This window comes from Mycolicibacter sinensis, from assembly GCF_001667375.1.
Taxonomy (GTDB): Bacteria; Actinomycetota; Actinomycetes; order Mycobacteriales; family Mycobacteriaceae; genus Mycobacterium; species Mycobacterium sinense_A.
Genome location: NZ_LZIN01000084.1, coordinates 1 through 25,679, shown reverse-complemented (window position 1 = coordinate 25,679; position 25,679 = coordinate 1). Strand labels below are relative to the sequence as shown.

The 25,679-nt window shown below is 68.9% G+C and carries 22 protein-coding genes; 12 read left to right on the top strand and 10 right to left on the bottom strand.

Annotated features, from left to right (window positions below):
* Positions 1 to 4: 4 nt before the first annotated feature.
* Genes A5771_RS17665 through A5771_RS17655 form a run of 3 tightly spaced genes read right to left on the bottom strand, consistent with a single transcriptional unit; the run spans position 5 to position 2,800 of the window.
* Entirely contained in the window at positions 5 to 403 is a 399-nt protein-coding gene (locus tag A5771_RS17665; RefSeq protein ID WP_064856489.1) for a PaaI family thioesterase, read from the bottom strand.
* A 7-nt stretch (positions 404 to 410) separates the two neighbouring features.
* Positions 411 to 1,325: an alpha/beta fold hydrolase gene (locus A5771_RS17660; protein ID WP_064856488.1), complete on the bottom strand. Its 915-nt coding sequence runs from the start codon at positions 1,323 to 1,325 to the stop codon at positions 411 to 413.
* A 32-nt stretch (positions 1,326 to 1,357) separates the two neighbouring features.
* A complete protein-coding gene (locus A5771_RS17655) occupies positions 1,358 to 2,800 on the bottom strand; it encodes an adenylate/guanylate cyclase domain-containing protein (RefSeq protein WP_064856519.1) in 1,443 nt (480 codons plus the stop codon).
* Positions 2,801 to 3,025: 225 nt separating this feature from the next.
* Between A5771_RS17655 and A5771_RS17650 the strand changes: the two genes are divergently transcribed.
* The 8 genes from A5771_RS17650 to lpqB all read left to right on the top strand — a co-directional run bounded on the left by A5771_RS17650 (position 3,026) and on the right by lpqB (position 11,520).
* Positions 3,026 to 4,261, top strand: coding sequence for an alkane 1-monooxygenase (locus tag A5771_RS17650; RefSeq protein WP_064856487.1), 1,236 nt, complete (start codon positions 3,026 to 3,028; stop codon positions 4,259 to 4,261).
* Positions 4,261 to 4,428, top strand: coding sequence for a rubredoxin (locus A5771_RS17645; RefSeq protein ID WP_064856486.1), 168 nt, complete (start codon positions 4,261 to 4,263; stop codon positions 4,426 to 4,428). Before A5771_RS17650 ends, A5771_RS17645 begins: the two co-directional genes overlap by 1 nt.
* Before the next feature lie 20 nt (positions 4,429 to 4,448).
* Positions 4,449 to 5,054: a TetR family transcriptional regulator AlkX gene (gene alkX, locus A5771_RS17640; protein ID WP_064856518.1), complete on the top strand. Its 606-nt coding sequence runs from the start codon at positions 4,449 to 4,451 to the stop codon at positions 5,052 to 5,054.
* 73 nt (positions 5,055 to 5,127) lie between these two features.
* On the top strand, positions 5,128 to 6,588 hold the full coding sequence (gene ahcY / locus A5771_RS17635; RefSeq protein WP_109401192.1) for an adenosylhomocysteinase: 1,461 nt from the start codon (positions 5,128 to 5,130) through the stop codon (positions 6,586 to 6,588).
* A 69-nt stretch (positions 6,589 to 6,657) separates the two neighbouring features.
* Positions 6,658 to 7,287, top strand: coding sequence for a dTMP kinase (locus A5771_RS17630; protein WP_064856484.1), 630 nt, complete (start codon positions 6,658 to 6,660; stop codon positions 7,285 to 7,287).
* Positions 7,288 to 7,338: 51 nt separating this feature from the next.
* Positions 7,339 to 8,025 carry a two-component system response regulator MtrA gene (gene mtrA, locus A5771_RS17625; RefSeq protein WP_019737852.1) on the top strand — a complete coding sequence of 229 codons (687 nt, stop codon included), beginning with the start codon at positions 7,339 to 7,341 and terminating at the stop codon, positions 8,023 to 8,025.
* A gap of 22 nt (positions 8,026 to 8,047) precedes the next feature.
* The gene (gene mtrB / locus A5771_RS17620; RefSeq protein WP_064856483.1) at positions 8,048 to 9,697 is read left to right on the top strand and encodes an MtrAB system histidine kinase MtrB; all 1,650 of its coding nucleotides are present in this window, start codon (positions 8,048 to 8,050) and stop codon (positions 9,695 to 9,697) included.
* The gene (gene lpqB / locus A5771_RS17615; RefSeq protein WP_234783101.1) at positions 9,697 to 11,520 is read left to right on the top strand and encodes an MtrAB system accessory lipoprotein LpqB; all 1,824 of its coding nucleotides are present in this window, start codon (positions 9,697 to 9,699) and stop codon (positions 11,518 to 11,520) included. The genes mtrB and lpqB overlap by 1 nt, the downstream gene beginning before the upstream one ends.
* 8 nt (positions 11,521 to 11,528) lie before the next feature.
* Here lpqB and A5771_RS17610 read toward each other — a convergent pair whose 3' ends face one another.
* Positions 11,529 to 12,971: a WS/DGAT/MGAT family O-acyltransferase gene (locus A5771_RS17610; protein ID WP_064856482.1), complete on the bottom strand. Its 1,443-nt coding sequence runs from the start codon at positions 12,969 to 12,971 to the stop codon at positions 11,529 to 11,531.
* Between the two features lie 235 nt (positions 12,972 to 13,206).
* On the opposite strand from A5771_RS17610, the gene A5771_RS17605 reads away from it, so the two are divergent.
* On the top strand, positions 13,207 to 14,292 hold the full coding sequence (locus A5771_RS17605) for an Acg family FMN-binding oxidoreductase (protein WP_234783098.1): 1,086 nt from the start codon (positions 13,207 to 13,209) through the stop codon (positions 14,290 to 14,292).
* Here the strand turns inward: A5771_RS17605 and A5771_RS17600 are convergent.
* The 6 genes from A5771_RS17600 to A5771_RS17575 all read right to left on the bottom strand — a co-directional run bounded on the left by A5771_RS17600 (position 14,228) and on the right by A5771_RS17575 (position 21,102).
* A complete protein-coding gene (locus tag A5771_RS17600; protein WP_064856481.1) occupies positions 14,228 to 15,937 on the bottom strand; it encodes a GAF domain-containing sensor histidine kinase in 1,710 nt (569 codons plus the stop codon). The genes A5771_RS17605 and A5771_RS17600 overlap by 65 nt on opposite strands.
* Positions 15,930 to 16,598 (bottom strand): hypoxia response regulator transcription factor DosR/DevR, encoded by a 669-nt coding sequence (gene dosR / locus A5771_RS17595; protein WP_064856480.1) that lies wholly within the window; start codon positions 16,596 to 16,598, stop codon positions 15,930 to 15,932. Before dosR ends, A5771_RS17600 begins: the two co-directional genes overlap by 8 nt.
* On the bottom strand, positions 16,595 to 17,272 hold the full coding sequence (locus A5771_RS17590) for a universal stress protein (protein WP_064856479.1): 678 nt from the start codon (positions 17,270 to 17,272) through the stop codon (positions 16,595 to 16,597). Before A5771_RS17590 ends, dosR begins: the two co-directional genes overlap by 4 nt.
* Positions 17,273 to 17,366: 94 nt before the next feature.
* Positions 17,367 to 18,134 (bottom strand): slipin family protein, encoded by a 768-nt coding sequence (locus tag A5771_RS17585; RefSeq protein WP_064856478.1) that lies wholly within the window; start codon positions 18,132 to 18,134, stop codon positions 17,367 to 17,369.
* Positions 18,127 to 18,756, bottom strand: coding sequence for a hypothetical protein (locus A5771_RS17580; protein ID WP_064856477.1), 630 nt, complete (start codon positions 18,754 to 18,756; stop codon positions 18,127 to 18,129). Before A5771_RS17580 ends, A5771_RS17585 begins: the two co-directional genes overlap by 8 nt.
* Positions 18,757 to 18,762: 6 nt before the next feature.
* Positions 18,763 to 21,102 carry a nitric-oxide reductase large subunit gene (locus tag A5771_RS17575; protein ID WP_064856476.1) on the bottom strand — a complete coding sequence of 780 codons (2,340 nt, stop codon included), beginning with the start codon at positions 21,100 to 21,102 and terminating at the stop codon, positions 18,763 to 18,765.
* A 178-nt stretch (positions 21,103 to 21,280) separates the two neighbouring features.
* Between A5771_RS17575 and A5771_RS17570 the strand changes: the two genes are divergently transcribed.
* From A5771_RS17570 to secA, 3 genes are all read left to right on the top strand, one after another.
* Positions 21,281 to 21,928, top strand: a complete 648-nt coding sequence (locus tag A5771_RS17570) for a ComF family protein (RefSeq protein WP_064856516.1) — start codon at positions 21,281 to 21,283, stop codon at positions 21,926 to 21,928.
* Between the two features lie 132 nt (positions 21,929 to 22,060).
* The gene (hpf, locus tag A5771_RS17565) at positions 22,061 to 22,765 is read left to right on the top strand and encodes a ribosome hibernation-promoting factor, HPF/YfiA family (RefSeq protein WP_064856475.1); all 705 of its coding nucleotides are present in this window, start codon (positions 22,061 to 22,063) and stop codon (positions 22,763 to 22,765) included.
* Between the two features lie 108 nt (positions 22,766 to 22,873).
* On the top strand, positions 22,874 to 25,679 hold a 2,806-nt coding region (gene secA / locus A5771_RS17560), incomplete at its 3' end, for a preprotein translocase subunit SecA (RefSeq protein WP_234783097.1).

Below are 25,679 nucleotides of genomic sequence, written 5' to 3'. Positions count from 1 at the left end.
CGCGCTACCCGCCCGGCAGTTCGATGGCCGCGAAGTTCACCGTCGCGGTGGCCGCGAGTTCGTCGTCGTTGCCCCGGTAGATGTCGACCTGGACGACCACCGAACGTCGGCCGGTGCGCAGGATGGTCGCCACCGCCCGGGCCGGCCCGATCTTGATCGGCCGCAGGTAGCGGATGAACAGATCGGTGGTGGCGATGCCGTTGCCGAATGCCGTGCTGCGAGCGGCGAGCTGCCCGGCCGCGACGTCGGCCATGGTGGCGATCAACCCGCCTTGCAGTCCGCCGGCGGTGTTGACCACCCGCTCGTCGACGGGCATCTCCATGGTCAGGGTCCCGTCCGCCGACGGCACCTCCTGCAGGCCGAGCTGGGCGAACAGTTCCCTGATCGATTGGGGTGCGGTCATGGCTCGGTCAGCGCGACTCGGCGCGCTCCCAGGCCTCGTCCATGGTGCGCAGAATCTCCGCGGCGCGACCAAGCCCGGCGAGGTGGCTTTCGCCGGGGATCGGGTACAGCCGCGCGTCGGGCAGCAGGGAGACGGCGTGTTCCCCGTGTGCGAACGGGACGATGTGGTCGGCGTCGCCGTGCCACCAGTGCACCGGCACCTTCACCTCGTCGAGCCGGAAGCCCCAGTAGCGGGCGAACAGCACGGCGTCGGCGATGGGAGCGGCGAGCTGCTTGCGGGAGCCGTTGAGCAGGTCGTCGAGGAACATCGCCTTGAACTCCGGCCGGGCCAGCAGCCGGCGGTCGCCCTCGGGGGAGATCAGCGCGTAGAGCTCCAGCGCCGGTTCGGCCACCGGCCGGATCATCCGGATCAGGCCGGTGGCCAGGATGCTGATCGGGCGCCCGGCGCGCTGCAGCACCGGCTCGGCGATCCGCGCCAGTGTCATCAGACCGCTGTCGATGGCATCGGGGCCCACCGCCGGGGCGACACCGCCGAGGATTCCGGCGGCCACCACCCGCTCGGGCATCGCCGCCGCGCACGCCAGGGTGTAGGGGCCGCCGCCGGACAGCCCGATGACCGCCATCTTGTCGATGCCGAGCGTGTCGGCCACGGTGCGCAGGTCGTCGGCGAACTGGGACACCGTCTGGTACTGGTACGGCGTCGAGGAACCGATGCCGGGCCGGTCCACCCCGATCAGGCGAATGTTCGCCTCCTTGGCGTAGACCCGCGCCTCGACCGGGATCTGGCGGCGGGCGCCGGGGGTGCCGTGCAGCCAGAACATCGCCCGGCCATGCGGAGCGCCGAACTCGGCGAAGCCGAGCTGACGGTCTTCACCGACGGCAATGTTGCCCTCGATCTGCGGGCGGGCGATCGCGTAAACCATGCCCTGAGTGTGGCATGAGTGTGGGAGCTGGGTCACACCCCGGCTGTCGGCATGGACATCACCGTGGGCTGGGCACGCCCGCGCAGCACCGCCGAGCCGTGCCGCGCCCAGTTCCTGAGCTCGTGCTCGTCGGCGCGTTCCAGCGCGGTCTGCGAGCACAGCACGCGGGCGCTGACGGCCTTGGCGCGGTCGGCTAACCGCGCCGCCTCGTTGACGGCGTCACCGACCACGGTGTACTCGTAGCGGTTCTCGCTGCCGATGTTGCCGGCGAACACCGGCCCCGCCGAGACGCCGATCCCGAAGTCCACCAACGGCAGCCGGCGAAGCGTGGTGTGCAGGGTGCGGGCGGTGGCCAGCGCCGCCGCGGCCGACCCGTCGAAGGGTACCGGTGCGCCGAACACCGCCAGGGCCGCGTCGCCCTGAAACTTGTTGATCGAGCCCTGCTGCGCGTCGACTGCGGCCACCACGATGCGGAAGAAGTCGTTGAGCACCGCGGCGACCTCGTCCGGGGGATGGGTGGCCGCCAACTCCGTCGAACCCACCAGGTCGATGAACAGGATCGCCGCCTCCTGCACGTCGCCGGCGAGCGCGCGCTCCTGCTCGACGGCCAGGCGGGCCACCTCCGGGCCGACGTGCCGACCGAACAGATCCCGCAGCCGGTCGCGTTCACGCAGGCCGGCCACCATCCGGTTGAATCCGGTTTGCAGCCGGCCGATCTCGGAGTGTTCATAGACGCTGACCGAGACGTCCATCTCGCCGTGCTGGACCCGGGCCATCGCGGCGACGACCTCGCCGACCGGATCGGAGACCGAGCGGGCCACCAGGATCATGGCGCGCATCCCGAGCAGCACCGCGACCAGGCACAGCACCAGCACCGGGGTCTCCACCGAGGCGCTGCGGTCGATGACCCACCCCATCCGCCGGCAGGCGATCAGGACGACGATGGCCGCGGCGGGCAGCGCGCAGGTGATGAACCACATGGTGACCAGCCGGGCCAGCACACCGGGGGCGGTGGCGCGGACGTCGGTATTGCGCCAGGTGGCCGCCACGATCGGCCGGAAGGTGCGGTGGGTGAACAGCATGCTGGTGCACACCGAGGCGGCTCCGCCGAAGACGACGACCATGGCCAGCAGCACCATCAGCCCGACGTCTGTCGAGCGCAGCGCGGCCAGGCCGATGGCCCCGCCGATCACCCAGGTGCCCAGCACGATCGTCGACTGACGGCGCAGGATGTTGATCGCGCCCCGACGTTGACCGGCGTCGGGCTGCTGACCGGCGGTGTACCAGCGCAGCGATCCAGCGATGCTGGCCGTTCCCGCGATGACCACGGCCAAGGTGCCCAGCCCGACCAGCACCCCGGTCAGGATCACGTGCTGCGGGCGCAGCAGGATATCGGCGCCGGTCGGCGTCTCACCGCTCAGGGACAGCACCACCGCGATCGCCTCGGCGCTGGTGAGCAGGTGGGCAAAGGCCAGCCCGGCCGCATAATCGGCGCCGACCCGGAAGGCCGAACGGGGCCGCGAAGCCCCCGTCGTCATCCGTGATTCTGCAGTCAAAGTGCACTCAAAGTTATACGGATTCATCGGCCGCGGTACGCCGAATCACCGTGTACAAATTACTATCAAATGTCTAGACAACCGACGTGCGAACCGGTAATGTCCATCCGCGACGGTGGTCGAACTCACAAGGAGGGGCGCGGGATGGCGCACACGGGCGCGGCGGCGGCAACAACGCAGGCGTGGCGGGACAAGAAGCGATACCTGTGGCTCATGGGACTGATCGCCCCGACCGCCCTGTTCACCATGCTGCCGATCGTCGCGGCGATGAACCGGCTCGGCTGGCACACCGCCGCGCAGCTGCCGTTCTGGATCGGGCCGATCCTGGTCTACCTGCTGCTGCCCGCACTGGACCTGCGCTTCGGCGTCGACGGACAGAACGCGCCCGAGGAAGCCATGGTGCAGCTGGAGAACGACCGGTACTACCGCTACTGCACGTACGCCTACATCCCGTGCCAGTACGCCAGCGTCGTGTTCGGCGCCTACCTGTTCACCGCCACCGACCTGAGCTGGCTGGGTGTCGAGGGGTCACTCAGCTGGTTCGCCAAAATCGGGCTGGCGCTGTCGGTGGGGGTGCTGGGCGGCGTCGGCATCAACACCGCCCACGAACTGGGGCACAAGAAGGCTCGGCTGGAGCGCTGGCTGTCCAAGATCACCCTGGCGCAGAGCTGCTACGGCCACTTCTACATCGAGCACAACCGCGGCCACCACGTGCGGGTGGCTACCCCCGAAGACCCGGCGTCGGGCCGGTTCGGCGAGACGTTCTGGGAGTTCTTGCCGCGCACCGTCTTCGGTGGGCTGCGTTCGGCGTGGCAACTGGAGGCGGCGCGGCTGCGTCGGCTGGACAAAAATCCCTGGCGGTTGTCCAACGACGTGCTCAACGCATGGCTGATGTCGGTGGTGTTCTGGGGCGTGCTGATCGCGGTGTTCGGGCCGGCGCTGATCCCGTTCGTCGTCATCCAGGCCGTCTACGGCTTCTCGCTGCTGGAATCGGTGAACTACATCGAGCACTACGGGCTGCTGCGTCAGACCCGTGCCAACGGCCGCTACGAACGCTGCACGCCCGAACACAGCTGGAACTCCGACCATCTGGTCACCAACCTCTTTCTCTACCACCTGCAGCGGCACAGCGACCACCACGCCAACCCGACCCGGCGCTACCAGACGCTGCGCAGCATGGCCGAGGCGCCGAACCTGCCCAGCGGGTACGCGTCGCTGATCGGGCTGACCTATATCCCGCCGCTGTGGCGCAAGCTGATGGATCACCGGGTGCTGGCACACTACGGCGGCGACATCACCCGGGCCAACATCGACCCGCGCCGGCGGAAGAAGATCCTGGACCGCTACGGGGCGAGCGACATCGAGCGGGCGGCCGCGTGATGGCGGCCTACCGCTGCCCGGGCTGCGACTACGTCTACGACGAGACGCTCGGCGCGCCTCGGGAAGGATTCCCGGCCGGCACGGCATGGGCGCAGATCCCCGAGGACTGGTGCTGCCCGGACTGCGCGGTCCGCGAGAAGCAAGACTTCGAACAGGTCCCCGCGTGATACCCACTAATCTCGCGGTGGTGAAACGCATTCCCTACGCCGAGGCATCCCGGGCGCTGCTGCGCGACTCGGTGCTCGACGCGATGCGGGAGCTGCTGACCAGCCGGGACTGGTCGTCGATCACGCTGGCCGCGGTGGCGGAGGCGGCCGGCGTCAGCCGACAGACCATCTACAACGAGTTCGGCTCGCGCCAAGGCTTGGCGCAGGGCTATGCCATCCGGCTGGCCGACCGGCTCGTCGACTCCGTCGAACGCGCGATCTACGGCAACGTCGGCGACGTCCATGCCGCGTTCCTGGAAGGGTTCCGGTCCTTCTTCTCCTCCTCGGCCGCCGACCCGCTGGTGATCTCGCTGCTGACCGGTGTCGCCAAGCCCGACCTGCTGCAAATCATCACCACCGACAGCGGCCCGATCATCACCCGCTGCTCGCAGCGGCTCACGTCGTCGTTCATGCACAGCTGGGTCAAGGCCAGCGAGGAAGACGCCGGGATCCTGGCCCGGGCCATCGTCCGACTGGCCATGAGCTACGTTTCGATGCCCCCAGAAGCCGACCACGATGTGGCCGCTGACCTGGCCCGGTTGTTCACCCCGGCGGCAGAGACCTACGGGGTCATCGACGGCGATTGACCCGCTCGAGCATTCTCCGGCCTCCGCCGGTAGCTTGTAGCGGAGCTGATTTCACTGAACCTACGGGGGCGCACTGATGAGTTTGACCGCGGACAGCCGCAACGGCATCGACTACAAGGTGGCCGACCTGTCGCAGGCCGAGTACGGCCGCAAGGAGATCCGGCTGGCCGAGCACGAGATGCCCGGCCTGATGGCGCTGCGTAACGAGTACCACGGCGTCAACCCGCTCAAGGGCGCCCGCATCACCGGCTCACTGCACATGACGATCCAGACCGCGGTGCTCATCGAGACCCTGGTCGACCTGGGCGCAGAGGTCCGCTGGGCGTCCTGCAACATCTTCTCCACCCAGGACCATGCCGCCGCTGCGGTCGTCGTCGGGCCGCACGGCACCGTCGAGGAGCCCAAGGGCACCCCGGTCTTCGCCTGGAAGGGCGAGAGCCTGGAGGAGTACTGGTGGTGCGCCGAGCAGGCCCTGACCTGGGACGGCGAGCCGGCCAACATGATCCTCGACGACGGCGGCGACGCCACCATGATGGTGCTGCGCGGCGCCCAGTACGAGAAGGCCGGCGTGGTCCCGCCGGCTGAGGACGGCGACTCGCACGAGTGGAAGGTCTTCCTGAACACCCTGCGCGAGCGCTTCGAGACCGACAAGACCAAGTGGACCAAGATCGCCGAGTCGGTCAAGGGCGTCACCGAGGAGACCACCACCGGTGTGCTGCGCCTGTACCAGCTGGCCGCCGCCGGTGAGCTGGTGTTCCCGGCGATCAACGTCAACGACTCGGTCACCAAGAGCAAGTTCGACAACAAGTACGGTTGCCGGCACTCGCTGATCGACGGCATCAACCGCGGCACCGACGCGCTGATCGGCGGCAAGAAGGCGCTGGTCTGCGGTTTCGGTGACGTCGGCAAGGGCTCGGCGGAGTCGCTCAAGGGCCAGGGCGCCCGGGTGACGGTCACCGAAATCGACCCGATCAACGCGCTGCAGGCGCTGATGGAGGGCTACGACGTCCAGACGGTCGAGCAGGCCATCGGCGATGCCGACATCGTCATCACCACCACCGGCAACAAGGACATCATCACCCTCGAGCACATGAAGGCGATGAAGAACCAGGCCATCCTGGGCAACATCGGTCATTTCGACAACGAGATCGACATGGCCGCCCTGGAGACTTCCGGCGCGGTGCGCGACAACGTCAAGCCGCAGGTCGACGTCTGGACCTTCCCCGACACCGGCAAGTCGATCATCGTGCTGTCCGAGGGTCGGCTGCTCAACCTGGGCAACGCCACCGGCCACCCGTCGTTCGTGATGAGCAACAGCTTCTCCAACCAGGTGATCGCTCAGATCGAGCTGTGGACCAAGGGCGACGAGTACGACAACGAGGTCTACCGGCTGCCCAAGCACCTCGACGAGAAGGTGGCCCGCATCCACGTCGAGGCCCTGGGCGGCACGCTGACCAAGCTGACCAAGGACCAGGCCGAGTACATCGGCGTCGACGTCGAAGGCCCGTACAAGCCGGACCACTACCGGTACTGATTCCATGTCGACCGTGCGGTTTCGTACGCAACACACCGTAGGTGGCGTGCGAAACCGCACACTCGCGCCATGCTGATCGCGATCGAAGGCGTCGACGGCGCCGGCAAGAACACCCTGACCCAGGGGTTGCGCGCGGCGTTCGAAGCCGCCGGGAAATCGGTGGCAACTTGCGCGTTCCCGCGCTACGGCAGCTCGGTGACCGCCGACGTCGCCGCCGAGGCGCTGCGCGGGCAGCACGGTGACCTGGCCGATTCGGTGTACGCGATGGCGTTGCTGTTCGCGCTGGACCGGGCCGGCGCCATAGAGGAGATCGCGGGCCTGCAGACCAGCCACGACGTGGTGATCCTGGACCGGTATGTGGCCTCCAACGCCGCCTACAGCGCCGCCCGGCTGCATCAGGACGCCGACGGCGGGGTGGTCGCCTGGGTGCGGCAGCTGGAATTCGAGCGGCTCGGGCTGCCCGCGCCGGACTGGCAGATCCTCCTGGACGTCCCCGCCGACCTCGCCGCCCAGCGCGCCCGGAATCGCGAGGCGCACGACACCGCCCGGGCCCGCGACAGCTACGAGCGCGACGACGGCCTGCAGCGCCGCACCGGCGAGGTGTACCGCGGACTGGCCCGAACCGGGTTCGCCGGGCGGTGGCAGCTGGCCGGCCCGACGGTCTCGGCGGCCGAGCTGGCCGGCGTTCTGCACGTTTAACCTGCGAAACACGCGCGTGGTAGCAGGATTTTGTCTCGATCTGATGACACCATGTACGCCATGAGGCAAAGGATTCTCGTCGTCGACGACGACGCTTCGCTGGCCGAGATGCTCACCATCGTGCTGCGTGGGGAGGGTTTCGACACCGCGGTCGTCGGTGACGGCACCCAGGCGCTCACCGCGGTGCACGAGCTGCGGCCCGATCTGGTGCTGCTGGACCTGATGCTGCCCGGCATGAACGGCATCGACGTGTGCCGGGTGCTGCGCAAGGACTCCGGGGTGCCGATCGTGATGCTCACCGCCAAAACCGACACCGTCGACGTGGTGCTGGGGCTGGAGTCGGGCGCCGACGACTACATCATGAAGCCGTTCAAGCCCAAGGAACTGGTGGCCCGCGTGCGCGCGAGGCTGCGCCGCAACGACGACGAGCCGGCCGAGATGCTCTCGATCGCCGACATCGACATCGATGTCCCGGCGCACAAGGTGAGTCGTGCCGGTGAGCAGATCTCCCTGACGCCGTTGGAGTTCGACCTGCTGGTGGCCCTGGCACGCAAGCCGCGCCAGGTGTTTACTCGTGAAGTGCTCCTCGAACAGGTCTGGGGATACCGGCATCCGGCCGACACCCGGCTGGTGAACGTGCACGTCCAGCGCCTACGGGCCAAGGTGGAGCAAGACCCGGAGAACCCGACCGTGGTGCTGACCGTTCGAGGAGTGGGTTACAAGGCCGGACCTCCGTGATCCCCACCGGGGAGCGGCGCACGTGATCTTCAGCTCCAGACGGCGCCCCCGGCGGTCGGGTCCCTTGCTGCTCGGCGTGAACACGCTGCGCCGCGCGGTGCAGGTCGCCTGGCGCCGGTCACTGCAGCTGCGGGTCGTGGTGCTCACGATGGGGTTGTCGGCTGCGGTCATCTTGGCGCTCGGATTCGTTTTGACCAGCCAGATCACCGACCGGGTGCTGGACGTCAAGGTCCGGGCGGCCACCGAACAGATCGAGCGGGCCCGCGTCACGGCCGGCGGCATCGTCGGCGGTGAGGAGGCTCGCTCGCTGACCTCGAGCCTGCAACTGGCGCGCAACACGCTGATGAGCAAAACCGGCCCGGCCGCCGGCAGCGGAACCGCGGGCGCGTTCGACGCGGTGCTGGTGGTGCTCGGCGAAGGCCCGCGGGCGGCGACCACCGCCGGGCCGGTCGAGCAGGTGCCGGTCGCACTGCGCGAATTCGTCAAGGCCGGCCAGGTCAGCTACCAGTACGCCCCCGTGCACGTGGAGGGGTTTTCCGGCCCGGCGCTGGTGATCGGGACGCCGACGACGTCGCGGATCACCAACCTGGAGCTGTACTTGATCTATCCGTTGGGCACCGAGCGCAACACGATCAGCATGGTGCGCGGCACCATCGCCACCGGCGGCCTGGTGCTGCTGGTGCTGCTGGCCGGCATTGCGCTTTTGGTGTCCCGGCAGGTGGTGCTGCCGGTGCGGTCGGCCTCGCGGATCGCCGAACGGTTCGCCGAGGGGCACCTGTCCGAACGCATGCCGGTCCGCGGCGAAGACGACATGGCCCGGCTCGCGGTGTCGTTCAACGATATGGCCGAGAGCCTGTCGCGCCAGATCACCCAGCTCGAAGAGTTCGGTAACCTGCAGCGCCGGTTCACCTCCGACGTCAGCCACGAGCTGCGCACCCCGCTGACCACCGTGCGGATGGCCGCCGATTTGATCCACGACCACAGCCAAGACCTGGAGCCCTCCCTGCGACGCTCCACCGAGCTGCTGGTCAGCGAACTCGACCGGTTCGAATCCTTGCTGAACGATCTGCTGGAGATCTCCCGGCACGACGCCGGGGTGGCCGAGCTGTCGGTGGAGTCGGTGGACCTGCGCTCGACGGTCAAGAGCGCGCTGGACAACGTGGGACATCTGGCCGCCGAGGCCGGCGTCGAGCTGCGGGTGGACCTGCCGGGCGAGGGGGTGATCGCCGAGGTGGATCCGCGCCGGGTGGAACGCATCCTGCGCAACCTGATCGCCAATGCGATCGACCACGCCGAGCACAAGCCGGTGGTGATCCGGATGCGCGCCGACGACGACACCGTCGCGGTCACCGTCCGCGACCACGGGGTGGGGTTGCGGCCGGGGGAGGAGAAGCTGGTGTTCAGCCGGTTCTGGCGCGCTGACCCCTCGCGGGTGCGGCGCTCCGGGGGGACCGGGCTGGGGCTGGCGATCAGCGTCGAGGACGCCCGGCTGCACCAGGGCCGGCTGGAGGCCTGGGGCGAACCCGGCAAGGGCGCCTGCTTCCGGTTGACCCTGCCGCTGGTGCGCGGCCATAAGGTCACCACCAGCCCGCTGCCGATGAAGCCGGTCACCGCCGCCGAGCGCCGCGAGCTTCGGCAGCGAGCGCGTGAACACGCCGAGCGGAGCGGATGATGGCGCGGGTTCGGATGCGGCGGTCCAGCTTCGTCTCTCCTGCGTCGAGCCTCGCTAACCGCCGGCTGCGCGCGGCGGCGCTGATCCTCGCCCTGATAACCGCCCTGGCGTTGGCGGGCTGCGCCGGAGTGCCCAGCACATCGGCCCCGCAGGCGATCGGCACGGTGCAGGCGCCGCCGCCGACGGTGCTGCCCAAGCCCACCCCGGGCATGGACCCCGATGTGTTGCTGCGCGAATTCCTCAAGGCCACCGCCGATCCGGCCAACCGGCACCGCGCGGCACGGCAGTTTCTCACCCAGTCGGCGTCGGACGCCTGGGACGACGCCGGCAGTGCGCTGCTGATCGACAACGTGGTGTTCGTCGAGACCCGCAGCGCCGACCGGGTCGCGGTCACCATGCGCGCCGACATGCTGGGTTCGCTGTCGGACATGGGGGTGTTCGAGACCGCCGAGGGCGCGCTGCCCGCCCCGGAGCCGATCGAACTGCTCAAGACTTCTGACGGCTGGCGCATCGACCGGCTGCCCAACGGAGTCTTCTTGGACTGGCAGCAGTTTCAGGCCACCTACAAGCGCAACACGCTGTATTTCGTCGACCCGACCGGCAAGACGGTGGTTCCCGATCCCCGCTACGTCGCGGTGTCCGACCCCGACCAGCTGGCCACCGAGCTGGTGTCCAAGCTGATTGCCGGCCCGCGCCCGGAGATGGCCGGAGTGCGCAACCTGCTGGCCACACCGCTGCGGCTACGCGGCCCGGTGACCCGGGCCGACGGCGGCAAGAGCGGGGTGGGCCGCGGCTACGGCGGGGCGAAGATCGACCTGGACAGCCTGTCGACCACCGACCCCAACAGCAGGCAACTGCTTGCCGCCCAACTGATCTGGACCCTGGCCCGGGCGGACATCAAGGGCCCGTACGTGATCACCGCCGACGGCGCCGCGCTCGACGACCGGTTCCCGGACGGCTGGACGACCTCGGACGTGGCCACCACCGACCCGGGCGCCTCCGACGGCGCCGGCGCCGGAATCCATGCGCTGGTCGGCGGGTCACTGCTCGTCCTGGACGGACAGCAGGCCAACCGGGTGCCCGGCGCGTTCGGGCGGGAACCCGACCAGGAGTCGGCGGCGTTGTCGCGCAACGGACGCCAGGTGGCCTCGGTGGTGGTGCACCCGGGCGCCCCCGACCCGCCGGCCACGTTGTGGATCGGCGACCTCGGCGGCGAGGCGGTGCGAGCCGCCGAGGGGCACACCCTGTCGCGGCCGAGCTGGTCGCTGGACGAAGCGGTATGGGTGGTCGTCGACGGCAACAACGTCCTGCGCGCGATCCAAGAGGTGGCCTCGGGCCGCCCGGCCCGGATTCCGGTGGACTCCGGGGCGATCAACGCCAGGTTCCCCGGACCGATCAGCGAGCTGCAGCTGTCCCGCGACGGCACCCGGGCCGCCATGGTGATCGACGGACAGGTGATCCTGGCCGGCGTCGAGCAGACCGCGGCCGGCCAGTTCGTGCTGAACTATCCGCGCCGGCTGGGCTTCGGGCTCGGCTCCTCGGTGGTGTCGCTGAGCTGGCGCACCGGCGACGACATCGTGGTGAGCCGATCCGACCCGAAGCACCCGGTGTCCTACGTCAACATCGACGGGGTGAACTCCGATGCGCCCAACGGCAATCTGCAGCTGCCGGTGTCCACGATCGTCGCCGACCCGTCCACGGTCTACGTGGCCGATCCGCGCGGGGTGTTGGCATTGTCGTCGGCGCGGGCCGAGGACGAACAGAGCTGGTCGCCGCTGGGCCCGTTCATGGTCGCCGGCGCGCAGCCGGTGCTGCCGGGCTGAGCCTTGGCTTAGCCGATCGCCACCAGCGACGGGCGCCCGTGTTCGGCGTGCTCCCGGTGGGCCTTGCGCCGCTTGGCGACGGCCACCAGCCGGGCCACCGCCGTCTCGATGCTGCGGGCGAATTCATCGACGTCGGGCATGGTGTCGTAGTCGGCCAGTACGCCGAAGAACAGGCTCTCGGCGTAGCTCAGCATCGCCACCCCGGTGCGCAGCTGCAGCGCGATCGGCGGCACCGGAAGCACGTCGAGCACGGTGCGGCCCATGATGTGCAGAGTCTGCGACGGACCCGGCACATTGGTCGCGATGGTGGTGACGCCCTGCTGGGGCAGCCGCGTCAACAGCCGCACCGCCCATGCGGTCAGCGGGAACGGGATGTGGTTGGCCGCCGAGACGAACGCACTGCCGGCTTGGCGCTGCCCGGTGCGCTTGGTTCGGCTCAGCCGCGCGTGCACCAGTTTCAGCCGCCGCACCGGGTTGTCCTCCTCCACCGGCAGGTAGGGCAGCATCACCGACACCCGGTTGTCGGTCGCGTCGACGGCGTCGCCGCCGCGGGTGGACACCGGCACCAACGTGCGCAGCGTTTCGGGCAGGGGGCGTTCGCCGCGGCGGTGCAGCATGCCGCGGTAGGCCTCGGTCAAGCCGGCCAGCGCGACATCGTTGAGGGTCACGTCGAATGCCTGACAGATCTGGTGGACGTCGGCGAGCGATACCTTCGCCGAGCTGTACCGGCGCAGCGCGCTCATCGGTCCGTTCAACGAGGTGGGGGTGCCCTGGTGCAGCAGCCCGGCGGACAGTTCGACGGTGCCGCGGGCGGCCCGTAGGGCCGCGGCGCTGATCGCGGTCGACACGTTCCACAGATCGGCGGCCCAGGCCGCAGGGCTGGTGTTCACCGCGGGAAGTCCGAAATGCCGTTCACCCGAATGTGATTCGTGCGAGCTCCGAAGGTGGCCGGCGAAACTCGCCACCCCGCCGCCGAGGTCGCCGCCTTCATCGCAGAGCCCGGTGAACAGGTGCGAGGTCGCGATCCCGTCGCCGATACAGTGGTGAACTTTAACCAGCATGGCCCACCGGTCGCCGGTCAGCCCCTCGATCACCCAGATGTGCCACAGCGGCCGATCCCGGTCCAGCCGGCGTGCCATCTGGTCGGCGACGAAGCCGAACAGTTCGGCGTCGCCGCCCGGGCCCGGCAGCGCGACCCGCCGCAGGTGATGCCCCATGTCGAAGTCGGGATCGGCCACCCACTGCGGCGGCGCCAGGTCGAACGGGTGCACCTGCAGTTTCTGGCCGAACCGCCGGCAGCCGCTGATCCGCGCACCCAACGCGGAGACCAGGGCGGCGTAATCCGGTGGCGGCCCTTCCAGGATGACCAGCCCGCCGATCGCCAGGCTGATGTGGCGGTCGGAGTCCTCGGCCTCCAGAAAACCCGCGTCCAGTGTGGTCAGTTGCTCCATGATGCGGACCTCCTGCCTGCGTCCGCTCTTTATGATCCGCCCGCGCCGCTCGGCGTCGGCAGGGCCAGAAGTCCCTAGTCGCTGAGCTTGCGCCCGGTGGCCCAAAGTCCTTTCCGGTCGGGCCTTCCTGCCCTGTGCGGGCCGGCCGGCCGGAGAGCATGGTGAAAGAGGCACTGGCCCTTCGGTTCGGTGCCAGATCGGCTCAAGACCGTGCCGAAAGAATGGGGGCCGGATCGTGGATGAGCAGCCTGTCGGCTACCCGGACCCCGCGGCAGTCCGGGAGACCGTTCGCACTGCGCTTGAGCTGGCGGCGCGGGCACCGTCGGTGCACAATTCCCAGCCGTGGCGCTGGCGGGTGCAGACGGCGTCACAGCCGCCTCGGCTGGAGCTGTTCGCCGACCCCGACCTGCACCTGCGCAGCGTGGATCCCGACGGCCGCGGTCTGATCCTCAGTTGCGGTGCGGCGCTGCACCATTGCGTGGTCGCGCTGGCCGCGCTGGGTTGGCGCGGCAAGATCCACCGGCTGCCCGATCCGGCCCGCCCCGAGCACCTGGCGACGATCGAGCTGTTCGGGCCCGATCCGGGGCGGCCGCCCGAGCAGACCGACGTGGCGCTGGCCGCGGCGATACCGCGGCGACGCACCGACCGCCGCTACTTCAGCGGCTGGCCGGTGGCGGCCGCCGACGTGGCGCTGATGGGTGCCCGGGCCGCGCGCGCCGGGGTGATGCTGCGCCGAATCGACGCGCTCGACCGGCTGAATGCGGTTGTGGCGGAAGCCGTCTACGCCCACCGCACCGACTACGACTACCTCGCCGAGCTGGCGAGGTGGAGCGGTCGGTACGGGTCGGTGGCCGGCGTCCCGGCACGCAGTGTTCCCGCTCCGAATGCCGGCGCACCGATTCCGGGGCGGCTGTTCGCCGACCCGATGCTGGCCCAGCCGCCCGGTGCCGGCCCGGCCGAGGACCGCGCGGTGATGCTGGCATTGGGCACCGACGACGATGACCGGCTGGCGCAACTGCGCGCCGGTGAGGCCACCAGCGTGGTGTTGCTGACCGCGACGGCGCTGGGGCTGGCCAACTGCCCGGTCACCGAGCCGCTCGAGATCGCCGAAACCCGCGCCGCGGTACGCCGCGATGTCTTCGGCACCAGCGGCTATCCGCAGATGCTGCTGCGGGTGGGCTGGGCCCCGATCAACGCCGACCCGCTTCCGGCGACCCCGCGACGCTTCCTCGACGACACCGTGGAATGGGCGCCGGCTACGTCATCAGCGGTGCGGACCAGCGCAGTACGGTGCCGCCGCCCGGGGCCGGTTCGATGCTGAAGGCGCCGCCGGCCTGTGCGGCGCGCCGTCCTAGGTTGTCCAGGCCGCTGGGGGTGATGACCTCCGGCATCCCGCGCCCGTTGTCGGTCACCTCGATGGCCAGGTCGTCTTCGACCTTGATCTGCACGCTCAACGCGGTGGCGCCGGAATGCCGGACCGCATTGCTGACCGCCTCGGAGACCACTGCCTCGGCGTGATCGGCCAGCGCCGGTTCGACCACCGACAGTGGGCCGACGAACTGCACGGTGGTGTGCAGCCCCGACCCGGAGAACTGCGCGACGGCGTTGTCCAGCCGCTGCCGCAGCCGGGTCACCGCCGAGGAGGCCCCGTGCAGATCGAAGATGGTGGTGCGGATCTCGCCGATGATCTCCTGCAGGTCATCCACCGCGTCGCTCAGCCGGCGCTGCACCGCGGCGGAGCGGGCCCGCGGAATCGTGCCCTGCAAGGACAATCCGACGGCGAACAGTCGCTGGATCACGTGGTCGTGAAGGTCGCGGGCGATGCGATCGCGGTCGGTGACCACGTCGAGTTCGTGCATGCGGCGCTGCGACGTGGCCAACTGCCAGGCCAATGCGGCCTGGTCGGCGAACGCGGCCATCATGTCGAGTTGTTCGACGCTGAACGGATTCGTGGTGTCGTTTCGCGCCACCACGACGACGCCGGCCACCGCGTCCGCGGCGCGCAACGGCAGGATCAGCGCCGGGCCGGCCACGTCGACGCCGGTCAGCCCCAGTCGGGCCACTTTGCGCGGGATGCGCTGGGCGAATGCCTCGCCGACCGCAGTCCCGGCGACCGGGATGGTGTCCCCGGCGATCGTCTCCATGGCCGCACCCAAGGTTTCGACCACCAGGAGTTCTTTGACGTCGGCGTCGAAGGTTTCCTCTTCCAGCGGGATGGCCACCAGCGCCGACTCGGCGCCGGTGAGCTTGCTGGCTTCCTCGGCGATCAGCCGGAACACCGTGCTGGGATCGGTTCCGGACAATAATTCGGTGGCGATGTCACGGGTGGATTCGATCCAGGATTGGCGCGCCTTGGCCTGTGCGTACAACCGGGCGTTGGCGATGGCGATCCCGGCGGCGGCCGCCAGTGCTTGCACCAGCACTTCGTCGTCCTCGCTGAACGGCAGCCCATTGGCCTTCTCGGTGAGATACAGATTGCCGAAGACCTCGTCCTGCACCCCCACCGGCACGCCGAGGAAGGTGCGCATCGTCGGGTGGTATGACGGAAACCCCACCGACGCAGGGTGTTTGGTGAGGTCATCGAGACGCAGCGGGCGGGGATCGTCGATCAGCAGGCCCACCACGCCCACGCCTTCGGGCAGCCGCCCGATCCGTGCGAAGGTGTCGTCGTCGATGCCCTCGTAGACGAACTCCCGCATCCGGCGGTCGTGGTCGTGCACTTCCAGCGCACCGTATTTGGCCTCGACCAGGTTGGTGGCGGTCTGCACGATGGAGCGCAGCGTGGCGTCGAGCTCGAGCCCGGAGGTGACCACCAGCATCGCCGCCAGCAGACCGTCGAGGCGGTCGCGGCCCTCCACGATCTGCTCGACCCGGTCCTGCACTCCGACCAGCAGTTCGCGTAGCCGCAGCTGGGACAGTGTGTCGAGCAGGGGGTTGGGGCCGTCGGCGGGTGCGTCGTCAGTCATTCCGGGAGCGCTCGAGTTTGGTGGCGAAGACGGCGGCCTGGGTTCGGCGTTCCATGCCCAGCTTGGCCAGCAGTCGTGACACGTAGTTCTTCACGGTCTTCTCGGCCAGGAACATCCGGTCGGCGATCTGCTTGTTGGTCAGGCCCTCGGCGAGCAGGCCCAGCAGGATGCGTTCCTGTTCGGACAGCCCCGACAGCGGGTCGGGCTTGGCGGTGGCGCCGCGCAGTTTGGCCATCAGTGCGGCGGCGGCGCGGTTGTCGAGCAGCGAGCGTCCGGCGCCGACGTCCTTGACGGCGCGGGCCAGCTCCATGCCCTTGATGTCCTTGACGATGTAGCCGCTGGCACCGGCCAGGATGGCATCGAGCATCGCCTCGTCGGAGGTGAACGAGGTGAGGATCAGGCAGCGCAGCTCCGGCATGCGGGACAGCAGATCACGGCACAGCTCGATGCCGTTGCCGTCCGGCAGGCGTACGTCGAGCACCGCCACGTCGGGCCGCAGGGGCGGGATGCGCGCCAGCGCCTCGGCGACCGATCCGGCCTCGCCGACGACGTCGAGTTCCGGATCGGCGCCGAGCAGGTCGATCAGGCCGCGGCGCACCACTTCGTGATCGTCGACCAGAAAGACCGTGACGGTGGCGCGCCCTTTCGCCGCGGCCGTCATCGCGGCGTCCCGCCGACGGTGAGCACCGAACAGCCGCCGGTGCCGCCGGCCCAGCCCAGGCTGCGCCGATCGCGAGTTCCCGAGACGAACAGCTGGATCGACTCGGCGTGCGCGGCGAGGTAGCCCTCGACGTCGCCGGAGGTGACCAGCTGCAGCGGCGCGTGACGCAGCTCGGCTTCGGCCCTGGCCCATCCCAGCACGGTCTTATTGTCCGGGGACGTATCGATTTCGGCAACGATCGCCCCGTCGTGTCGGGGAGTGCCGGCACCGTGGATCACGGCCACCGGGCAGCCGGTCGATCCGGCCAGCGCGGCGGCGGTCGAACCGGCGCGATGGCAGGTGTGGGCCACCCCGACCGATCCCACCACAACCATTGCCGCCGAGTGGGACAGTTCGATCAAGGTGGCGAGCGGGTTTCCGTGCAGCGCCGCGGTTTCGATCTGCACGCCGGCGGCGGCCCGGGCCGCCTGGCGGGCCTGCGACAGCGCGCTGGAGGCGGCGGCCTGCGGGTCGGGGGGATCGGCCGGATCGCCGGCCGAATGGATGACATAGACCAGCTTCAGCGGCAGGTTCCGGCCGGCCGCTTCGCCGGCCGCCCAGACCGCGGCGCTGTCTGCGGCCGGTGACCCGTCGATGCCGACGACAACCGCCTGTGTTGACTCCCGATCACCCATGATGGCTCCCGATTGGCCGGCCGGACGCCGACCGCGCCCGGCACTGCCCAGCGTAACCGCGCCGAGACGCCGAGAGCAGTGCCATTGGTCCATATCAGCGTTTGGGTGAGCCGCCGCCCAGAAACGGGGTGATGATGTCCACCGGCAGCGGGAAGACCACGGTGGAGTTCTGGTCGGCGCCGAGCTCCAAAAGAGTTTGCAGGTAACGCAGTTGCAGCGACGCCGGATTGCGCGACAGTGTCTCGGCGGCCTGGCTCAGTTCCTCGGAGGCCTGCAGCTCACCGCGGGCGTTGATCACCTTCGCGCGGCGCTCGCGCTCGGCTTCGGCTTCGCGGGCCATCGCGCGCTGCATCGACTCCGGGATCTCCACGTCCTTGATCTCGACCACCCGGACCTGCACGCCCCACGGCTCGGTCTGGGTGTCGATGATGGTGCGCAGGTCGGCGTTGAGGTCGTCACGGTGCGCCAGCAGGGTGTCCAGATCGGCCCGGCCCAGCAGCGAGCGCAGGGTGGTCTGGGCGATTTGGGAGGTGGCCACCGCGTAGTTCTCCACCGCGAGAATCGCTTTGAGCGGATCGACTACCTGGAACATCACCACCGCGTTCACCCGGGCCGGCACATTGTCGCGGGTGATCACCTCCTGCGGGGGGATGGTGAGCGTCACCACCCGCTGGTCGACGCGAATCATCTTGTCCACCAGCGGAATCAGGATTCGCAGTCCCGGCTGGTACAGCGGGCGGGCATGCCCGACCCGGAAAACGACGCCCCGCTCGTATTCCCGCAGCACATGGATCGAGAAGTAGGCGAGCGCGGCCAGTACCGCGATCACGAGCACCGCCACGGTGATCAGGCCCTCACTCATTGACGCGCTGCCTCCTCGAGTCCGAAAAGCCGCCCCAGCGGGTCGAGTACCGGTCGATCGCCGCCTCGACCTGTTCCGGGTCGACCCGGTGCGGGGAATCCTGCGGGGCGTTCGACGGAGTGTTCCACAGATGGCGGAGCAGTGGGGAGCCGCCGGTGAGCACGATCAGGATCGCTGCGGTCAGCACCAGCACATCGGCGGGCCGGTGGTTGCCGATCAGTGCCGCCAGCGGCATCACCACCCCGAAACCGGCCACCGCGCAGGCGATGCCACGGTGGAACCGGCCCGCCTCGGAATGCGGCCAGGGGTCGACCGGCCGGCTGATCTGCCGGCCGTGATTCGACGTGGTGCAGGTGTCCTTGACCGGGCATGCGTTGCAGATCGACGGCGTGGCCTGGTACCGCATCACCCGGTTGTCCGGATCGAACGAGGTCGGCCAGAGCCACTGGTCCTCCGGACATTTCCAGGCGTCGTGATCCTCGTGGTAGGTGAACTTTCCGGTGCGCCACGCCGCGGCGCGCTCGGAGGTTCGCTTGGCCATGCCGTCGAAGCCCCACGCGAAGACGAGCAGGAGCAGCGCGTAGCCCGACATCAGCCACACCCAAGCTCCCGGCATCGTCATCGTCGATCAGCCCTGTGTCGCGGCTTCGGTCGCGTCGGTCGCCACCGAGGTGTACAGCGCGTGCTCGGGCAGCTCGTCAACGGTCTGACCGGAACGGAAGTGCCGCAGGGCAATCCAGGCGATCCAGCAGAACGGCACGACGCCTCCGACGATCAGGATCGCATCGCCTGGCAACCGCATCCACTCCAGCACGGCGTTGCCCGGCTGAGTGATGTAGCCCAGCGACCGCGCTTCGAAGTAGCCGGCGTTGACCGAGTGGAACAACTGCAGCACACCCAGCGGCAACAGGGTGACGAACACCATCCAGGCCAGGCCGATGTTCATGCACCAGAACGACAGTCGGGCCAGCTTGTTCGGCCACTTGTCCGCCGGGATCACATACCGGAAGGCGAACATCGCCAGGGCCACCGCCAGCATGCCGTACACCCCGAACATCGCCGCGTGCGCGTGGTTGGCGGTCAGCGCGGTGCCGATCTCGTAGTAGGACACCACCGGAAGGTTGATCAGGAAGCCGAAGATGCCTGCGCCCAGGAAGTTCCAGAACCCGACCGCGACCAAGAACATCACCGCCCAGCGCGCCGGGAAGTTGTGCTCACCACCGGCTTCCTGGCGAGCGCCCAGCTGCAGGAACGCCCATGCCTCCACGGTCAGGAAGGTCAGCGGGATGACCTCGGCGGCGGAGAAGAACGCGCCCAGCGCCATATGCTCCACCGGGGTGCCGGAGAAGTACAGGTGGTGCATGGTGCCGATGACGCCGCCGGCGGAGTACAAGATGATGTCGAGGAAGATCACCAGCAGCGCGACCCGCTCGCGCACCACCCCGAGCTGGACGAACAGGTAGGCCACCATCGCCGTGGTGAACAGCTCCAAGAAGTCCTCGACCCACAGGTGCACCATCCAGAACCGCCAGAAGTCGGCGACCGAGAAGTGCGTCTCGCTGCCGGCGAGCAAGCTGACCGCGTAGAAGGTCGGGATGGTCAGGCCGGTGAAGAAGAAGATCCACGGCAGGTTCATCTTCGAGGTGCTGGCCAGCTTGGCGCGCATGCCGCGCCAGATGATGAAGATCCACAGGAACAACCCGACGATCAGCAGCAGCTGGAACACCCGCGGCAGGTCCAGGAACTCCCACTGCTGCGACATCACCGTGCCGGGCTCCACCTTGCCGAAGATCGACAGCGCCTCGAATGCCATGGATCCGAAGACCACCACGGCGAGCGCTCCGAGCAGCCCGTAGACCAGCCACGACTGCTTGGCGGGCTCGCGGCGGGTGATGAAGGGCACCAGGAAGATGCCGCCGGCCAAAAACGCTGCCGCGGTCCAGAACAGCGACAGTTGCAGGTGCCAGGTGCGGGCCAGGTTGTAGGGCAGGAACTTGGCGAGGTCGATCCCGTAGAACTCCGCCAGGTCCGCGCGGTAGTGCTCGACGGCGCCGCCGAGCAGTGTCTGGATCAAGAACAGCACCGCGACGACGGCGAAGATCCAAATCGCGGCCCGCTGAGAGCGGGTCAGCGGCACCTCGCCGGGCTGCCGGAACTCGAGCCTGGTCGTCTCGGCGCCGTGCCAGCCGATGTTCTGGCTCCACCGGCCGTAGACGGTGAACATGATCCCGATCCCGCCGAGCAGCGCGATGAGTGACAGCACCGACCACACCACGACCGATCCGGTGGGACCGTTGTCCACGCGCGGCTCCGAGGGCCAGTTGTTGGTGTAGCTGTAGGAGTGGCCGGGCCGGTCGGCCGCCGCCGCCCAGGCGGTCCAGGCGAAGAACGCGGTCACGTCGCGGATCTCGCCCGGGTCGGTCATCATGTGCGGCAGCAGCCCGTATTTGGTGGAGGCTTCACCGAAGTAGTCGGCGTAGTGCCGCTGGATATCGGTGAACGCGCGGGCCTGTTTGTCGGTGAAGACCAGGGTGCCGGTGTCGGCGTTGTAGCGGTTGGTCCGGAACTCGGCGACCACGTCGGTGTGCGGGTTGGTCACGCCCTGCGCCTCGAACTGGCGGGTGACGTTGTCGGTGGCCATCCGCAGGTATTCGGCGGTGTAGTCCGGGCCCAGGTAGGCGCCGTGGCCCAGCACCGAGCCGTACTGCATCAGTCCCCGGGCCTGGAACAGTGTCTGGCCGCGGGTGATGTCGTCGCCGGTGAACAGTTGTTGTCCGGTCTCGGTGACCACCTTGTCCGGCAGTGGCATCGAGGCGGTGTAGGTGCGAATCGCCAGGATGCCCATCACCAGGAATCCGAAGATCATAACCAGGGCCACGCCCTGGGCCCAGCCTTTGCCGATCAACGCCGTGGCGCCGCCGGATTCGGGCTCTGCTGACGTGTCCAACTGCGTTGATTCGGAGGTCATGGACGGCGACGCTAACAGTATTGAGGAATGAAATTCGTGAATCTGTTAGAGACTTCACGGTTTTGGTGTTTGGTGATGCTGCTATTGCGGACTAAAGACCCCTTGACATGCGGATACGACCTGACTAGGAGGAGTTTGTAGGGGCCGGTTGTCGGTGGCCGGTGCCAGTCTCGAGCGCATGCTCGACGTTGGGTTGGATTTGGTGCTTCCCCGGCAGTGCGGTGGCTGCGGCGCCCCGGCCACCGGTTGGTGCGCCGGCTGCGCGGCGCAGCTCGCCGTCGGACCCGACGAGCCCCGCCTGGCCAGTCCGCGGCTCGACCCGCAGGTGCCGGTGTTCGCGCTGGGCCGCTACGCCGGGGCCCGCCGGCAGGCGATCGTCGCGGTGAAGGAGCGGGGACGCACCGACCTGATCGCGCCGCTTGCTCTACCGCTCGCGGTCGCGCTGCAGCGGTTGCTGTGCTGGGGGATGCTCGACCTGCCGCTGACGATCATTCCCGCGCCCACCCGGCGCAGCGCCGCCCGCCGCCGCGGCGGCGACCCGATCGGGCGGATCGCGGCCGCGGCGTCGGCGCGGCACCCCGGCATCACGGTGGCGCCGGCGCTGCGGATGCGGGCACTGACCCGCGACTCGGTCGGGTTGGGCAGCGGCGCGCGCGAACGCAACGTCGGCGGCCGGGTGGTGCTGAGCCGGCGCCGGCTGCCTCCCGGTGATGTCTTGGTGGTCGACGACGTCGTCACCACCGGGGCCACCCTGGCCGAGTCGGTGCGGGTGCTGCGTTCCGGCGGTGTTGCGGTGGCCGCCGCATTAGTGATCGCGGCGGCTTGATGCCGGTGCGGCCACCAACTCACAACGGGTCCGTCAAAGCAGTGGCACGTATCCGGCGGCATGGCTACGGTCGTCATCAAGGACGGGAACCGTGGAGTACGTGGTCGAGACGAGAAGAAAAGAGTGTCGAGCATGGTAAGTCAATTCGTGGGAACCAGCCGCACGCCGGTCGATGCCGACGAGAGCCCCGATCAGGCGGGCGCCGAAATCGTGGTCAAGGGCCGCAACGTCGAGATACCGGACCACTTTCGGGTCTACGTCTCGCAGAAGCTGGCCCGCCTGGAGCGGCTGGACCGTTCCATTCGCCTGTTCGACGTCGAACTCAAGCACGCGAACAACCGCCGGCAGCGAAAGTCCTGCCAGCAGATCGACATCACCGCGCACGGCCGCGGGCCGGTGGTTCGGGGTGAGGCCCGGGCCAACAGCTTCTACGCTGCCTTCGAGGCTGCGATCGACCGCCTCGAGAGCCGGTTGCGCCGCGGCAAAGGCCGCCGCAACGTCTCCTACGGCGACAAGACGCCGGTCTCGGTGGCCGAGGCGACCGCGCCGGACCCGGAGTTCCTGGCTGCGGCGTTCAACCGGGACGGTATCGCCGAACCGGACCGCGACGGGTCCGGCCACACCGACGGCGCGCTGCATGATGGCCACGACTACGAACCGGGCCGGATCGTGCGCACCAAGGAGCACTCCGCCACGCCGATGTCCGTCGACGACGCGCTCTATGAGATGGAGCTCGTCGGCCACGATTTCTTCCTGTTCCATGACAAGGAGACCGACCAGCCCTCGGTGGTCTATCGCCGGCACGCCTATGACTACGGCTTGATCCGGTTGGTGTGACGCCGTTTGTATAACACCGCCGGAACCCGGCGGGGCCGCCCCTTGCAACAGTGTCACCTACCATGGGTGACGCTCGATTAATGCCGAAGACTGAGTAGGGGACCAGCCGTGCTGTCCAAGTTGCTGCGTTTTGGTGAAGGCCGGATGGTCAAACGGCTCCGGAAGGTCGCCGACTACGTCGACTCCCTGTCCGGAGACGCCGAGGCGCTCACCGACGCGGAGTTGCGGGCCAAGACCGATGAGTTCCGGGAGCGCTACGAAGCCGGCGAATCCCTCGATGACCTGCTGCCGGAGGCCTTCGCGGTGGCTCGCGAGGCGGCCTGGCGGGTGCTGAGCCAGCGGCCGTTCCACGTGCAGCTGATGGGTGGGGCGGCACTGCACTACGGCAACGTCGCGGAGATGAAGACCGGTGAGGGCAAGACCCTGACCTGTGTGCTGCCGGCCTACCTCAATGCGATCTCCGGCAAGGGCGTGCACGTCGTCACGGTCAACGACTACCTGGCCAAGCGCGACGCCGAGTGGATGGGCCGCGTGCACCGCTTCCTGGGTCTGGAGGTCGGGGTGATCCTGTCCCAGATGACCCCCGACGAGCGGCGGGTCGCATACAACGCCGACGTCACCTACGGCACCAACAACGAGTTCGGCTTCGACTACCTGCGTGACAACATGGCGCATTCGCTGGAGCAGCTGGTGCAGCGCCCGCACAACTTCGCCATCGTCGACGAGGTGGACTCGATCCTGATCGACGAGGCGCGCACCCCGCTGATCATCTCCGGCCCGGCCGATGGCGCCTCCAACTGGTACACCGAGTTCGCCCGGATCGTGCCGCTGATGGAAAAAGACGTCCACTACGAGGTGGACCTGCGCAAGCGCACCATCGGTGTGCACGAGCTCGGGGTGGAGTTCGTCGAGGACCAGCTGGGCATCGACAACCTCTACGAGGCAGCCAACTCGCCGCTGGTCAGTTACCTCAACAACGCCCTGAAGGCCAAGGAGCTGTTCAACCGCGACAAGGACTACATCGTCCGCAACGGCGAGGTGTTCATCGTCGACGACTTCACCGGCCGGGTGCTGGTCGGGCGGCGTTACAACGAGGGCATGCACCAGGCCATCGAGGCCAAGGAGCAGGTGGAGATCAAGGCCGAGAACCAGACGCTGGCCACCATCACCCTGCAGAACTACTTCCGGCTCTACGACAAGCTCGCCGGGATGACCGGTACCGCCGAGACCGAAGCCGCCGAGCTGCACGAGATCTACAAGCTGGGCGTGGTGCCGATCCCGACCAACAAGCCGATGGCGCGCACCGACCAGATCGACCTCATCTACAAGACCGAGGAGGCCAAGTTCGCCGCGGTCGTCGACGACCTGGCCGAACGCTACGAGAAGGGCCAGCCGGTGCTGATCGGCACCACCAGCGTGGAGCGCTCGGAGTATCTGTCCAAGCAGCTGACCAAGCGGCGCATCCCGCACAACGTGCTCAACGCCAAGCAGCACGAGCGCGAGGCGCACATCATCGCCGAGGCGGGCCGGCGCGGCGCGATCACGGTGGCGACCAACATGGCCGGCCGCGGCACCGACATCGTGCTCGGCGGCAACCCGGATTTTCTGGCCGACCAGAAGCTGCGCAACCAGGGCCTGGACCCGGTCGAAACCCCCGAGGAGTACGAGGCCGCCTGGGATGAGACGCTCACCGCGATCAAGGCGGAGGCGGCCGCCGAGGCCAAGGAAGTGATCGAGGCCGGCGGTCTCTACGTGCTGGGCACCGAGCGGCACGAGTCGCGGCGCATCGACAACCAGCTGCGCGGCCGGTCCGGCCGCCAGGGCGACCCCGGCGAGTCGCGGTTCTACCTGTCGCTGGGCGACGAGTTGATGCGCCGGTTCAACGGTGCGGCACTGGAGTCACTGCTGACCCGACTGAACCTGCCCGACGACGTGCCGATCGAGGCGAAGATGGTCAACAGGGCGATCAAGAGCGCCCAGACCCAGGTCGAGCAGCAGAACTTCGAGATCCGCAAGAACGTCCTCAAGTACGACGAGGTGATGAACCAGCAGCGCAAGGTGATCTACGCCGAGCGCCGCCGGATCCTCGACGGCGAGAACCTGGCCGAGCAAGCCCACGACATGCTCGTCGACGTGATCACCGCCTACGTCAACGGCGCCACCGGCGAGGGCTACGCCGAGGACTGGGATCTCGAACAATTGTGGACCGCGCTCAAGACGCTGTACCCGGTCGGCATCGACTACCACGAGCTGCTGCACGCCGCCGACGTCGGTGAGGCCGACGACCTGACCCGCGAGGAGCTGCTCGAGGCACTGATCGCCGACGCCGAGAACGCCTACGCCGCGCGCGAGGCCGAGGTCGACGGCGCCGCCGGGGCCGGCGCCATGCGGGAGCTGGAACGCGGCGTGCTGCTGTCCGTCCTGGACCGCAAGTGGCGCGAGCACCTCTATGAGATGGACTACCTCAAGGAGGGCATCGGGCTGCGGGCGATGGCGCAGCGCGACCCGCTGGTGGAATACCAGCGCGAGGGCTTCGACATGTTCACCGGCATGCTCGAGGGGCTCAAAGAGGAATCGGTCGGCTTCCTGTTCAACGTCGCCGTCGAGGCCGCACCGAAGCCGTCGGTGGCACCGGTGGACGCCCCGCAGGGTTTGGCGGAATTCGGGTTGCGCGCCAAGGGAATCGACGGGGCCAACGGGGCCGCGGGTGCCGACGGTACCGCGGGGCTGACCTACTCCGGTCCCGACGAGGACGGCTCGGCTCAGGTGCGGCGCAGCCGCGACCTGCAGCCGGCCGGTGCGGCGTGGGGGGGGGGGGGCCGGGGGGGGGGCCCCCCCCCCCGCCGCGGCCCCCCCCCCCCCCCCCCCCGCCCGCGCGGGGGGGCGGGGCCCCCCCCCCCGCCCCCCGCCGGGG